13 protein-coding genes and 1 tRNA gene are annotated in these 13,199 nt (G+C 61.3%); 5 read left to right on the top strand and 9 right to left on the bottom strand.

Translation table 11 applies throughout. The features are described from left to right. The first annotated feature begins 13 nt into the window (after positions 1 to 13). Positions 14 to 511 carry a hypothetical protein gene (locus CQ015_RS07725; RefSeq protein WP_105553642.1) on the top strand — a complete coding sequence of 166 codons (498 nt, stop codon included), beginning with the start codon at positions 14 to 16 and terminating at the stop codon, positions 509 to 511. A gap of 87 nt (positions 512 to 598) precedes the next feature. On the opposite strand, the gene CQ015_RS07720 is transcribed toward CQ015_RS07725, so the two are convergent. Continuing rightward, a tRNA-Lys gene (locus CQ015_RS07720) sits at positions 599 to 671 on the bottom strand. Between the two features lie 336 nt (positions 672 to 1,007). Between CQ015_RS07720 and CQ015_RS07715 the strand changes: the two genes are divergently transcribed. The 4 genes from CQ015_RS07715 to CQ015_RS07700 all read left to right on the top strand — a co-directional run bounded on the left by CQ015_RS07715 (position 1,008) and on the right by CQ015_RS07700 (position 4,827). After that, the gene (locus CQ015_RS07715) at positions 1,008 to 1,673 is read left to right on the top strand and encodes a hypothetical protein (RefSeq protein ID WP_105553643.1); all 666 of its coding nucleotides are present in this window, start codon (positions 1,008 to 1,010) and stop codon (positions 1,671 to 1,673) included. A gap of 61 nt (positions 1,674 to 1,734) precedes the next feature. Then, positions 1,735 to 2,943, top strand: coding sequence for an MFS transporter (locus CQ015_RS07710; RefSeq protein ID WP_258133586.1), 1,209 nt, complete (start codon positions 1,735 to 1,737; stop codon positions 2,941 to 2,943). Positions 2,944 to 3,185: 242 nt separating this feature from the next. Further along, positions 3,186 to 3,800 (top strand): hypothetical protein, encoded by a 615-nt coding sequence (locus CQ015_RS07705; RefSeq protein WP_105649781.1) that lies wholly within the window; start codon positions 3,186 to 3,188, stop codon positions 3,798 to 3,800. Between the two features lie 7 nt (positions 3,801 to 3,807). Next, complete coding sequence (locus tag CQ015_RS07700; RefSeq protein WP_105553645.1) at positions 3,808 to 4,827, top strand: inorganic phosphate transporter; 1,020 nt, start codon at positions 3,808 to 3,810, stop codon at positions 4,825 to 4,827. On the opposite strand, the gene CQ015_RS07695 is transcribed toward CQ015_RS07700, so the two are convergent. The 8 genes from CQ015_RS07695 to pstS all read right to left on the bottom strand — a co-directional run bounded on the left by CQ015_RS07695 (position 4,824) and on the right by pstS (position 13,075). After that, complete coding sequence (locus CQ015_RS07695; protein ID WP_105553646.1) at positions 4,824 to 7,145, bottom strand: FdhF/YdeP family oxidoreductase; 2,322 nt, start codon at positions 7,143 to 7,145, stop codon at positions 4,824 to 4,826. The two genes, CQ015_RS07700 and CQ015_RS07695, sit on opposite strands and share 4 nt — an antisense overlap. 17 nt (positions 7,146 to 7,162) lie before the next feature. Next, positions 7,163 to 7,996, bottom strand: a complete 834-nt coding sequence (fdhD, locus tag CQ015_RS07690; RefSeq protein WP_105553647.1) for a formate dehydrogenase accessory sulfurtransferase FdhD — start codon at positions 7,994 to 7,996, stop codon at positions 7,163 to 7,165. Between the two features lie 88 nt (positions 7,997 to 8,084). Beyond that, positions 8,085 to 8,282: a helix-turn-helix transcriptional regulator gene (locus tag CQ015_RS07685; protein ID WP_105569836.1), complete on the bottom strand. Its 198-nt coding sequence runs from the start codon at positions 8,280 to 8,282 to the stop codon at positions 8,085 to 8,087. Continuing rightward, positions 8,282 to 8,746, bottom strand: a complete 465-nt coding sequence (locus tag CQ015_RS07680; protein ID WP_105569837.1) for a hypothetical protein — start codon at positions 8,744 to 8,746, stop codon at positions 8,282 to 8,284. Before CQ015_RS07680 ends, CQ015_RS07685 begins: the two co-directional genes overlap by 1 nt. 211 nt (positions 8,747 to 8,957) lie before the next feature. Then, positions 8,958 to 9,737, bottom strand: coding sequence for a phosphate ABC transporter ATP-binding protein PstB (pstB, locus tag CQ015_RS07675; protein ID WP_096285961.1), 780 nt, complete (start codon positions 9,735 to 9,737; stop codon positions 8,958 to 8,960). 48 nt (positions 9,738 to 9,785) lie between these two features. Beyond that, positions 9,786 to 10,919 carry a phosphate ABC transporter permease PstA gene (gene pstA, locus CQ015_RS07670; RefSeq protein WP_374955684.1) on the bottom strand — a complete coding sequence of 378 codons (1,134 nt, stop codon included), beginning with the start codon at positions 10,917 to 10,919 and terminating at the stop codon, positions 9,786 to 9,788. Next, a complete protein-coding gene (gene pstC, locus CQ015_RS07665) occupies positions 10,919 to 11,854 on the bottom strand; it encodes a phosphate ABC transporter permease subunit PstC (protein ID WP_096285963.1) in 936 nt (311 codons plus the stop codon). The genes pstA and pstC overlap by 1 nt, the downstream gene beginning before the upstream one ends. Before the next feature lie 105 nt (positions 11,855 to 11,959). Continuing rightward, the gene (gene pstS, locus CQ015_RS07660) at positions 11,960 to 13,075 is read right to left on the bottom strand and encodes a phosphate ABC transporter substrate-binding protein PstS (protein ID WP_096285965.1); all 1,116 of its coding nucleotides are present in this window, start codon (positions 13,073 to 13,075) and stop codon (positions 11,960 to 11,962) included. Positions 13,076 to 13,199: the final 124 nt, after the last annotated feature.

Here is a 13,199-nt window from a genome sequence, read left to right as displayed (position 1 = left end):
CCAGGAGCATCCCATGGCCGTCAGCAAGAAACGCCAACAGCACACGCACCGCGAGCGGCGCCGTCAACGCGAACGCTGTGAAGTCAAGGAACGCGCAACGCATCGCCAAAATCGCTTCACCGTTGCCGTCAATGATCTGTGTGAAGCTGATGGTTACGACGAGGTCCGTGCAGCATTAAGCCAGATGCAGAGGATCGCCCCGGATACGGAAGAGGCGCTCTCTCGAATCCTTCATGCCGAACCAGGTGAGATCCTCGCCAGCCGGCGAGGCTGGAAATCTGTCACTAATAATCTCAGCGACTTGGAAAGCGAGGTGTGGATCTACACGCCAACCATTCCGAATGATTGGGACGAATCATCTATTGACCAACCCACGGTGCTCGTCGTTTCGGAATATGACTATTACGAAATCTTTCCCGCCATGCGCGGCGGAAGGCGTGCCCACGGAATCGCCTTCTACGACAATCCCTTCCGCCTCATTCGAGAATTCCCGCAGATAGAGAGCTGGTAAAGACTCCTGCCAACCCAGGGCTGGCGTCATCATGAAAAAGAATCAGGTCCCGCTCGCCTTAGCAAGTGGGACCCGATTCCTATGTTGTGCGCCCTGCGGGGGTCGAACCCGCGACCAATGGATTAAAAGTCCAGTGCTCTACCAACTGAGCTAAAGGCGCACGGCCGAAGCCAAAATCCATAATACCCGAAGTAGCGATTCATCCTTAATCGAGTCAATTTTCCTCGCGTTGCAAGGGGTCCATGGCCATTGAGCGGCCGTTCTGGAACGCGCCATTGCAGATAGTTGCAGATAGTTGCAGATAGTTGCAGGCTCTCATTAATGCCAGCGAAGTATGCAATTCAGCTTAGTTCTCGCGGGCAATCCGCCTCGCCGCGAGCACCCTCTCTCGCAGAAATTTCCTGCGCCTTCCGCGAATAGTCGGTCTATTCGTATGCGTCGTTTCACACCAAGGCCGATGGGGCACCGTCCACCAAAAAGGAGTAGTCTCGAAGCCATGAAAGGTGCACGCGCAGGATCCAAAGTTGGCCAAGTCTCAGGGTTCAGACATCACAAGCCACGGCCCTTCGCTCCCATAGATTTCGACCCCTATGAAGGCGGCGCCGACCCGGCGCGCATCTCGGAAGCAGCCCATCTATCGGCGCAGGCCTTCATTCGCCGCGGTATCGCGAACGAGGACCCTGAGGTTTCGCAAAGGCTAATTCAAGTCGCCGAAACAGAAGGCCTGGAGGTTCTTGCCGAACTCTGGTCCGAAGCCCCTGCAAGGTCCCTGCCGGGAGCCTTGTGGCGCCTCTATGCCATCCGCGCGGCAACCATGAACAACGCTGAAACCATGTCTGCACGTTTCCGTGCAGGATCCCACCGTGCCGAGGTGGAACGCCTGGTGGCCGGTGTTGCCGAACCGCCGACGGCGGAAGAACTTAAAAACATGGCAACCTCCATACTTTCCGGAGCCTTCGATGGGGACTTCGCCCACGCGCTGGAACGCACCGCCGCCTATTGCCGGGTTCTCGCGTTGGGAATGACCGAGCATGCAGATGCAGCAGATCTTGCGCATGAAACCCGCGGTTCAAAACTGACTGCGCGAGCCAAATCGATGGCGAACACCGCAGAGGACTTGGAAGCCTGTGCCCGACTCTGGCGGCTAGGCGCGTTGGACTGATCGCAGGCGATAAGCCCTTAGGATTGATTTGAGATACTGATATCGACAAAAGGTAGGCAGAGTGGGCGCGGAAGCCAATAATGCAGCTTCTGGAACCCTGCGATGGCTACTGATCCTCGTCGCTACCGCCCTTCTTTCGCAGACCACACTGAACCTCGTTCGCCCGGTCACCACGTACAAGCTCATTTCCCTGGATGCCGGTCCAGTCACGGTTGGGCTCGCCACCGCAGCCTACGCCCTGTTGCCAATGGTCACCGCGGTGTGGCTGGGGCGATTCAGTTCACGGATCCCCAAGATTCGTTTTCTCATGCTCGCCGGAGCCGGCTTGATGGGCTTGGGCTCATTGGGCATTGCCACGGCTCAGGGATACATCATGGTGGCAGTTGCCAGCGCGATACTGGGCATGGGGCATTTGATGTTCACCATTGGCGGGCAGTCCTCGATCGCCCGCTATTTTCCCGATGACCAGCTGGATAAGGGCTTCGGCTGGTTCACCGCCGCGTACTCGGCCGGCCAGTTCCTTGGACCGCTGATCGCTGGAATCATCCTCGGCACTTCCACGGTGGCCGACTCCCCCGAACGCATTGCCGACATTAATTTATCGTTGTGGATCGGCGGCGCCTGCGCGTTGCTTGCCATTCCGTTGCTCCTGCCTAATCTGCAACCGAGAATCAAGAAGGTTGCGGCTAGCTCCTCGCCTAAGCCACAGGCTTCGATGGTTTCGATTCTCAGGGTCAAAGGCATGCCCTCGCATATGCTCGCCTCGCTGACGCTGCTGTCAATCTTGGACATCCTCACCGCGTTCCTCCCCTTGGTCGCAGAAAAGCATGGCGTGACGCCGGCCGCCGTGGGTGTCTTGCTGGCAATCCGAGGTAGCGCCTCGGTAGTTTCGCGGCTCTTCCTTCCGTGGATTTCACGCCACTTCAGCCGCAAGTCAATGCTGCTCACCAGCCTGTATACGGCGGGCATAACCATCGCCATTGCACCCCTGTTCATCGATACACTCTGGCTCGCCGGATTGGCATTGCTTATCGGCGGATTCTTCCTCGGCATGGGGCAGCCGGTGACCATGACCATGGTGTCCACCTCCGTGCCGTCTCAGGACCGCGGGGCAGCACTCGCGGTACGCCTGATGGGCAATCGCTTGGGCCAGGTGCTCCTGCCCGTTGCCGCCAGCACCGTGGCGGTCGGGGCGGGACCGGCCGGGGCCATTTGGTTCTGCTGTGGCCTGCTGTGCCTCAGCGGCATTGAGAAATCACTGCGTAACTAACGTGAGAATGCGCACCCGGTTCTCTCTATGGTTGACAGCAAGCGCTTAGTGCGAGAAAACTAGTAGACGGTGCCGGGCCGCTGGTAACCCCGGGCTCCAATATTCTGCCGCTTCGAGCGGCCTTCCGCCGAGAGGCGTTCCCGGTCCGGCATCACTTACGTTTCGAAGTTAACCTTTGCGACGTAAACTGTTCAGCGTTAGTACCAAAACTGTGACCTGAGACGAATGGTGCGCCGAACAACGTGAAGTTCCAAATCTTTCCTTCAGCATCGCGCGGCATTGAATTGCTGAGCGACTTGGCAAGCACCATCCGCAATTCGGTGGCCAGCGTTTCCGAAATGATCGGCAATCCCGATGGGCGTTCCGAGCAGCTCAAGGAGCTTGCCACGGCGGAAGCCCAAGCCTCGGATTTCTTGCACGCGTTGCTCACCCACCTGCGTACCAGTTACATCAGTCCGCTACCGCGCGAAGACATGTACATGTTTTCGCGGCTGCTGCACGAAACCATGGAGCAGCTCCGCGGCATTGGCGAACTGATCAATACCTTGGGTTCCACACCGCTCTCGGACCGAGCGGCCGAGCAGCTGGAACTGATCTCTCAGCTAGCCGAGCTCGCCTCGAATTCCGTACGAAGCTTGAATAAGCTTGATGATCTGGAAGACAACTGGCTGCAGATGATGCAGTACTCAAAGCGTGCGGCACGTACTCACCTGGTTTGGATTGATGAAATCTCCAACTTTTCCAAAGCCTCCACAATTCACAAGCATCAGCGTGTAGCCGATCACTTGCTGCTCGCCGCGAACACCCTGCGCCAGTTCTCCGATCACCTCGGCCGCGTACTGGTCAAGGAATCCTAGAAAACCCATGGATTTGCTCCCCTTATTCACCACCATCGCCATCGTATTAACTCTGGGTTATGCGGTGCTCAACGGATTCAGGGACTCCTCGACCGCCGTCGCAGCGGCCGTACGCACCCGCGCGCTGAGCCCGGGCATCGCCGTCGGTGCCGCCGCCTTGTTCGCTTTCATCGGCACCATGGCGACCACCACCTTCAGTACGGTGCTGATCAGCCGGCTGAATATGCAGCTGCCCGAAGACACCGTCGGGATGAAGTTGTTGATCGCCGCGCTCTTGGCCGCCGGGGCCTGGCTGCTGTTTTGCTGGTGGCGTGGCATACCGGTCTCCTCTACGCACGCGTTAATCTCCGCGTTGGTCGGTGCCGGTGCGGCGAACTCCTGGCTGGGCAACGAGTCGCTGGGCGGCGCGGTGGAACTTTTTACCCGCTCCGTGCTGCTCCCCCTGCTGGTCACCCCGCTCATCGCGTACGCCGCGTCCTTCTTGCTGGTGGTCCCCGCAACCTGGCTGATGCGCCACGATACTTCCAGAGACGTCAATACCCGCTCCCGAGCGGGCCAGGCTATCGCGGCTTGCGCCGTGGCGCTGGGCCTCGGGCTGCAGGACGGACAGCGTACCGCGGCAACGATCACCCTGGTGCTCATCACCGGCGGACATATGGATCCGGGGCCGGTGGCCTTGGCCATTCAGCTGATCGCCGCTTCGGCGCTGTCTTTCGGGGTGCTCCTCGGCGGCTGGCGGATCACCTATACGCTCTCGCGCCGGCTGGTGAATTTTGATCCGCTGCGTGGCATGGTCGCCCAAGGCGTTGCCGCAACCATGCTCTACGTCGGCTCGATGCTGCTGCACCTGCCGCTGTCCACCACCCAGGCGGTCACCAGCTCGATTGTCGGCGCCGGCGCGAACCAGGCCTTCGAGTCGGTCGTCTGGTACCGGGTCGTGAAGGTCTACGGGCACTGGATCGCCACCCCGGCAATCTGCATACTTGCCGGGGCGATCCTGGCCCTTGCCATGGACCCGGTGGGCTAGCTATCCAAGGTCGGGCCGGGCTGCTCGGTATGCGGCACGAAGCGTACGCTCATCGCCTTGAAGCCAGGAGTGTTGGACTCGCGGGCGACTAGTCCGCGGTGCACCAACGCGTTGGCCTCCGGGAAGTATGCTGCGGCACACCCCTTTGCCGTCGGGTAGGACACCAGACGGAACCTGTTCGCCCGGCGTTCGGTGCCGGCGAAGGTTGAGATCACATCGACCAATTCGCGGTCCTTGAACCCCATCTCGGTCAGGTCCTCCGGGTGAATGAGGATTACTCGACGCCCGTCCTTGATGCCACGGTACCGGTCATCCAGTCCGTAGAACGTGGTGTTGTACTGATCATGGCTGCGCATGGTCTGCAAGATCAGGTGGCCTTCCGGCGCCTTGAGCGCCTCGAAAGGCGAGACCGTGAACCGCCCCTTGCCGATGTCGGTGGCGAAGGAGCGCGAATCGCGTGGCGCGTTGGGCAGCACGAACCCGTTCCGTTCGCGCACCCGTCGGTTGAAGTCCTCGAACCCGGGCAGCACCCGAGCGATATGATCACGGATCACGTCATAGTCCTCGGCCATGGCCCGCCAGTTCACGACGTGGTCATCTCCCAGGATGGCTTGGGCCATGCGAGCCACGATCACCGGTTCGGACAGCAGGTGCTCGGAGACCGGGGTGAGCCGGCCCTGGGTCGAATGGATCACCGACATCGAGTCTTCCACGGAGAGGAACTGCGCACCCTTTGGGTGCTTATCGTCCTTGTCCGTGCGCCCCAGCGTCGGCAGGATCAGCGAGGTCTGCCCGTGCACCACGTGGGATCGGTTTGGCTTGGTGGAGATGTGCACCGTGAGCTTGGCACGCTGCATGCCCGCTTCGAGCAACTCGGTTTCCGAGTTCGCCAGGGCGAAGTTGCCGCCCATGGAGACGAACACGTCCACCTCGTCCTGCTCAAAGGCGTCCAACGCCTCCGTGGAGTCGTAGCCATGGGCGCGTGGGGAGTCGATGCCGAATTCGGCATCCAGCGCCTCCAGGAGCTCTTCTGTGGGCTTCTCCCAGATCCCCATGGTGCGGTCGCCCTGCACATTCGAGTGGCCGCGTACCGGGCATGCTCCGGCGCCCGGCTTGCCGAAGTTGCCTTGCAGCAGCAGCAGGTTGATGATTTCCTTCAGCGTCGGCACCGAGTGCGGCTGCTGGGTCAAGCCCAGCGCCCAGCAGAAGATGGAGGCCTTGGAAGCAATGAGCAGTTCGGCGATCTCGGTGATCTGCGCACGGGTCAGGCCGGTGGCCTCTTCGGTGGCTTCCCAATCCAGTTCTGCGCGGGCGCTCTTGTAGGCTTCGAACCCGTCGGTCACTTCGGCGACGAACTTCTGGTCCACCACGGATCCCGGATTCTTCTCCTCCTCGGCAAGCAAGAGATGCCCGAAGGCCTGGAAGAGCGCCAGGTCTCCACCGACCTTGATCTGCAGGAAGTGCGTGCTGATTTCGCTCGGCTTGCCGAGCATGCCGCCCACGGTCTGCGGGTCTTTGAATCCAAAGAATCCGGCCTCGGGCAGCGGATTCACCGCAACGATCTTGGCACCGCGCTTGCGTGCGTCGGCGAGCGCCGAGAGCATCCGCGGGTGGTTGGTTCCCGGGTTCTGGCCGACCACGAAGATCAGTTCGGCGTGGTCGAAGTCTTCCAGCGAGACGGTGCCCTTGCCGATGCCGATGGTCGGATTCATGGCCGAGCCCGAGGACTCATGGCACATGTTCGAGCAGTCGGGCAGGTTGTTGGTGCCCAGCGAACGGGCGAGCAGCTGGTACATGAACGCCGTCTCGTTTGCCGTGCGCCCCGAGGTGTAGAAGACGCACTTCTCCGGGGTGCTGGCGTTGACGTGCTCACCGATGGTGCTGAAGGCTTCGGCCCAGCTAATCGGCTTGTAGTGGGTATCTCCGGCACGGATGATCATCGGTGCGCTGATGCGCCCCTGTGAGCCAAGCCAGTATTCTGTTTTTTCGCGCAATACGCTGATCGGGTGCTGCTCCCACCACTCCGGGGTGACGGTGCGGGCGCTGGCCTCCTCGGCGATGGCCTTGGCACCGTTCTCGCAGAATTCTGCCGGCTTGCGTGCCCCGGTAATCGATTCGGGCCAGGCGCAGCCCGGGCAGTCGAATCCACCGCGCTGGTTGATGCGCGCCATGGAAAGCAGGGTGCGGCTTACCCCTGCTTCGGCGAAGCCGCGTTGCAAGGAAACGGCGACGGCCTTGAGGCCGGCGGCGCTGCGCTTGGGGTCACCGACCTTGAGATCATCTTCATTGATGTCATCTTTGGGGGCTGGGAGATGCATGGTATTCCTCCACTGAGCTACTGAGTGCCTAAAATGCGTTGGGCATGAGTGTATAAGTTGATGCTGTTCCCACGGGAGAATCCGGCCAGCGTTACGCCACATTCATCTGCCAGCTCTACGGCTAGCGAAGAAGGTGCGCTGACGGCGCTGAGCACCGGGATTCCCGCCATGGCGGCTTTCTGGACCAATTCGAATGACGCGCGTCCGGAAACCTGCAGAATTGTATGGCTCAGCGGCAGGCGGTTATCACGCAGCGCCGCGCCGATGACCTTGTCCACCGCGTTGTGCCGCCCCACGTCTTCGCGCAGGATGAGCAGCTCACCGGTGGTGCTGAAAAGCCCCGCGGCGTGGACCCCGCCGGTGGAGCTGAAGAGCTTCTGGGAGTCGCGTAGGGTGTCCGGCATTGCCAACAGCACCGCGAGCTCCAGCCGCCCGGCTTCGGGATCGAGCTCGTAGCTGGATTTCTTGCGGACCTCGTCGATGGAGTTGGTTCCGCAGATGCCGCAGGCCGAGCTGGTCACCACGTTGCGGGCCGCGGACGGGTCAGGCGGCTGGGCGCCGAAACCCAATTGGGCCTCGATGACGTTATAGGTTTGGTTGCCCTCATCATCGGTGCCCATGCAGTAGCGCATGGCGGTCAGCTGCTCGGAGCGCGCAATGATCCCCTCCGCGTGCAGGAAGCCGGCGACCAAGTCGAAGTCGTCCCCTGGCGTGCGCATCGAAGTGGTGAATGCGGTGGATCCGAAGCGGATCTCCAATGGCTCTTCACCGGCAAGCTTTTCCTCGCGGACGAAGCTGCTACCGCCCAGCGTGGCGCGGATAATGCGCCGTCGCAGGATCTTGCGTCCCATTGCGGTATCTCTTTTCTTGCAAGTGCCCTGAGTCACATACCAACGTAACCTAAAGTCTGCTTCCGGCGCATCCTCATGACTTCATTTATTACTTGGCGTCAGGCTGGAAGAGGTCTTCGATCCGGCAGCCGAAAACTTCGGCGAGTTTGAACGCCAGCGGCAGAGACGGGTCATAGCGGCCCTTCTCCAGCGAAATGATCGTTTGCCTGGAGACTCCGAGCTCGTCGGCGAGCGCCTGCTGGGAGAAGCCCCGCTCCAAGCGGCGTGCGGGCAAGGTGTTTTCCACTACCCTTCAGCTCGCTTGATCAGCCAGTAGCGAACCGCGAAGTCAACCATGGCCACCATCACGACGCCGGCTAGCACCAGTCCTATCGACGCCTGGAACTGCAGGAAGGAAAACACCGCGCCACCCAGGCCGCAGACGAGCAGAAGGTCTTGGAAGACCCCGACTGCAGCCTTGTCGTACCACTGGGATTCCACCGATATCTCGGGATTTTTAGTGGCCCCGCGCAAGGTATCTCGGTCCAGCAGCAGCGCCCAGCAGGCTACCGAAAGTACCGGCAGCAGGCCGGCCATCATGACCAGGGCCGCCATTACGAAATTTTCCGGGAAGTTCAGCCTGGCGAAGAGCAGTCCCCCGCCGGCGGAGAGCACGAGCCCCACCAGCAGGCTGGTGATGATCAGCGCCGCCGAGCCGCCGCCGAAGCGCGATCGCCCCCACTTGGACTGGGCCACGGTTTTTGTGTTCATCTCAACTCCTGCTTCAATCCCTTAGCACGTAAACCTCACTTTACAGACAAGCTTACTTTACAGTCAAGCGACCTTTACATCATTGCTTAAAAACCAGCGGCGCCTTGCTTTCGCATGGCGCCGCTGGCGGTGATCCCCTCCAGGATCCCCGGAAGACCCCCCTTCCGGTCCGTCTGCCGCCCCGTCGCAATAGGGGCAGGAGACGAAATCTTTAGCCGAAGCGTCCGGAGACGTAATCCTCGGTGGCCTTCTGCTCCGGGTTGGAGAAGATGGCAGCGGTTTCGTTGTACTCGATGAGCTTGCCCGGCTTGCCGGTGCCCGCGATGTTGAAGAACGCGGTCCGATCCGAAACGCGCGCGGCCTGCTGCATATTGTGGGTCACGATCACCACGGTGAATTCGCTCTTCAGCTCGTTGATCAGGTCCTCGATGGCCAGCGTGGAGATCGGGTCCAGCGCCGAGCAAGGCTCATCCATTAAGATCACGTCGGGCTTCACCGCGATGGTGCGCGCGATGCACAGTCGCTGCTGCTGGCCACCGGAGAGCCCGGAGCCTGGCTTGTCCAAACGATCCTTGACTTCGTTCCACAGGTTCGCGCCGCGCAAGGACTTCTCCACCAGCGAGTCCGCATCCGAGCGGGAGATCTTCTTGCCGTTCAGCTTCACTCCGGCCAGCACATTGTCCTTGATGGACATGGTGGGGAACGGATTCGGACGCTGGAAGACCATGCCGATCTGGCTGCGCACGGTCACCGGGTCAACGCCTGGGCCGTAGAGGTCGTCGCCGTCGAGCAGCACCTCGCCCTCGACGCGGCCGCCGGGGATGACTTCGTGCATGCGGTTCAGCGTGCGCAGGAAGGTCGACTTGCCGCAGCCCGAGGGGCCGATGAACGCGGTGACGGACTTTGGCTCGATGTTGATCGAGATATCTTCAACAGCGAGGAACTTGGAGTAGTAGACGTTCAGATCTTTGACGTCGATACGTTTTGCCATGATGTATTCCTTGAAAATCTAGTGGGGTGAGTGCCGGAGCCTAGCGGCTCAACGGCCCTTCTTCGGGGCGAACAGCGAGGCGATCAATCGGGCACCGAGGTTCAGCGCCATCACCATCAGGATCAGCAGCAGGGCAGCGGCCCAGGCGCGCTGCACCGAAGGGTCGATATTCGTCGGGCTGGTCGGAGTCAGGATCTGGTAGTAGATGAAGGTCGGCAGCGTGGACATCCAGTTTGCGAAGACGTTCGTATTGATGCTGCTGGCAATGCCTGCGGTCACCAGGATCGGTGCGGTCTCGCCAATCACGCGGGCAATAGCCAGGGTGACGCCGGAGGCGATACCGGAGATCGCGGTCGGGATGACTACCTTCAAGATGGTGCGCCAGCGGCGCACACCCAGCGCGTAGGACGCCTCGCGCAACTCGTTCGGAACGATCTTGAGCATTTCCTCGGTGGAGCGTACCACCGTGGGGATCATCAGCACGCTGAGCGCTACCGCCGCGACGATGCCCATGCGGGCGTTGGGACCCAGGAGCAGTCCGAAGAACGCGGCGGCGAACAGGCCGGCCACGATGGACGGAATACCGGTCATCACGTCGACGAAGAAGGTAATGGCCTTGGCCAGCACTCCGTTCTTCCCGTATTCGACGAGATAGACCGCGGTGAGCATGCCCACCGGAACCGAGATCACGGTAGCCCACAAGGTGATCATCAGCGTGCCCAACAGCGCGTGGTAGGCACCGCCGATGACCGGCGCGCCGTCCGCTACGCTCTGGTTGTCCACCGCACCGGTGACCCCGTTCATGGAGCTGAACAGGAAGTGCGAGTTCATCCCCGGCAATCCCTTTTCCAGCACCGTGTAGAGCACCGAGGCCAGCGGGATCAGCGCCAGCAGGAAGGCCCCGTAGATCAGGTAGGTCCACATGGCGTTGCGGCCCTGGCGCCTGCCCTCGACCACCGAGGTGAGCACGGTACCGGCGATCACGAAGAGCACCGCCGAGTAGATCGCGAAGGTTGCCACGCTGAAGCCGGTCAGCGTGGAGAACGCGGCGCCGACAATGATCGCGCCGGCCGCGGTGGCGGGCACCGCCCAGCGGGGCAGCTTTCCCTTGGAAAGCGAATTGCGCTTGCGGCTCGGCGGGGTCGGCTGGGCCGCTTGGGTGTTGGCAGTCATGACACTCATCAGTTAGCTCCCGAGAATTCCTTGTGCCGGGCGATGATGCCACGGGCGATCATGTTCACGATCAGGGTGATCATGAACAGGACCAGGCCGGCGGCGATCAACTCGGCCAGACGCAACCCGAAAGCCTCGGGGAAGTTCAACGCGATTTCTGCCGCGATCGTCTGGTTGCCGGTCTTGATCAGCGATGGGATCAGGTTGCCGGTGGAGAGCACCAGGGCTACCGCCATGGTTTCACCCAGCGCGCGCCCCAGGCCCAGCATGACCGCGGAGATGATTCCCGGACGGGCGAAGGGGATCACCGCGGTGGTGATCATTTCCCAGCGGGTGGCGCCCAAAGCCAGGGCCGCCTCCTCGTGGAGCTTCGGGGTCTGCAAGAAGATTTCGCGGCTCAGCGAGGTGATGATCGGCAATACCATGACCGCCAGCACGATGCCTGCGGTGAGCATGGTCTTACCGGTCTGCGAGGCAGGACCGGCGAAAATCGGGATGAAGCCCAGGTTCGCTGCCAGCCATTCGAAGGCCGGAACAAGTGCCGGGGCGAGCACCATATAACCCCAGGCGCCGTAGATCACCGAAGGGATCGCGGCCAGCAGGTCGATGACGTAGCCCAGCGGGCCGGCGACCTTACGCGGGGCGAAGTGCGAGATGAACAGGGCCACTCCGATACCGACGGGAGTGGCGATGAGAATTGCGATCGCCGAGGCGATCACGGTGCCGATAACAATCGGCCAGATGTAGGCGAAGAAGCCTTCCCCGCCGGAAATGTCGGCCGGATCGGCGACAAACGTCGGCAGGGCCTGAATGAGCAAGAAGATCGCAACGGCGAACAGCGTGACTAGGATCAGCACCCCGGCGGCTAATGCCGTTCCGGAGAAGATCTTGTCGCCCGCTTGACCCGAGGTCGATGACTTGCTTTTCAAAGCATTGGTAGTCATGGCAGGAGCCTTTACAAGGGAGGGGGTTACGACTGCGAGGTCGTGGGGTGGAGGGGGTTGCGTGGGCGAATCACTTCGATCCGCCCACGCGGTGCTGCGTTGTTACTACTTGGCGACGGTGATTGCGTCCAACGACTTCGCGGCCTTCTCGGCGATTGCCGCCGAGATTGGCGCGTTGCCCGCCGAGTCCTGAGCGGTCTTCTGGCCGTCTTCCGAGATCACGTAGTTGCCAAAGGCCTTTACCAGGTCAACTGTAGCCTGATCTTCGTAGGTGGTGCAGAAGATGTGGTACGAAAGCAGCACGATTGGGTAGGTGCCGGCTTCGGTGGTGTCGCGTTCCAGGTCCAGCGCCAGATCGATCTCGGCTGCGCCTTCGACTGGGGTCGCGGTCTCCAGCGCCTTGGCTGCCGCCTCGGCCGAGATCTTGGTGTATTCCTCGCCGACCTTCACGTTTACGGTGGACAGGTTGCCTACCGCGGAGAAATCGGCGTAGGTGATGGCACCATCGGTGGAGGTGGTGGTCGAAACCACGCCGGAGGTGCCCTTGGCGTTCTCCGACTGGATGTCGCTTGGCCAGTCACCGGAAACGTCGTAGTCCCAGACATCGCCGGCAGCGGCGGAGAGGTACTCGACGAAGTTCTCGGTGGTGCCGGATTCGTCGTTGCGGTGGACCACGGTGATGGCGGTGTCCGGAAGTTCAACTTCTGGGTTCTGGCTGGCGATAGCCTCATCATTCCACTTGGTGATTTCCTTCTTGAACACCTTGGCGATGGTTGCCGAATCCATGTTGATCTCTTCGACGCCCTCGAGGTTGAAGGCAATCGCGATCGGGGAGACGTAGGCAGGGATGTTGAATGCGCCCTCGGGACCGCAAACTTCCTTGGCCTTGTCTGCTTCATCGGCCTTCAGGTAGGCATCCGAGCCGGCGAACTGCGCGCCGCCTGCGAGGAATGCTTCGCGGCCCGCGCCGGAGCCATCCGGCGAGTACTGCACGTTGGCTTCCGCGTTCTCGGCCTTGAAGCCGGTGATCCAGGCTTCCATGGCCGAGTTCTGGCTGGAGGCGCCGATGCCGGTCAGCGTGCCGGTGACGCCGGCTGCCGCCGAGCTGTCTGCACCTTCGGAGCCAGCGGCTGCGGTCGGGTTGTCGGATCCGCAGGCGGTCAGCGCGAGCGCGGCGACGGAAAGGACTGCAGCTGCGCTGCCAAAACGATTGAGCTTCACGAGTATAACTCCCCATTTGTCGATGATCTAAGTAGGACCAGCAGCGGACATCTGCCACGCTTCGTATACGACGTTAAACGCCCGAGGTAACCAGCTGACCCGGCGAAGGTGAACAAAAGGTTAA

The organism is Arthrobacter sp. MYb221 (genome assembly GCF_002979835.1).
Lineage (GTDB): Bacteria > Actinomycetota > Actinomycetes > Actinomycetales > Micrococcaceae > Glutamicibacter.
Note: the sequence above shows the minus strand (reverse complement) of the source record. Positions and strands in the feature narration are given on the sequence as shown.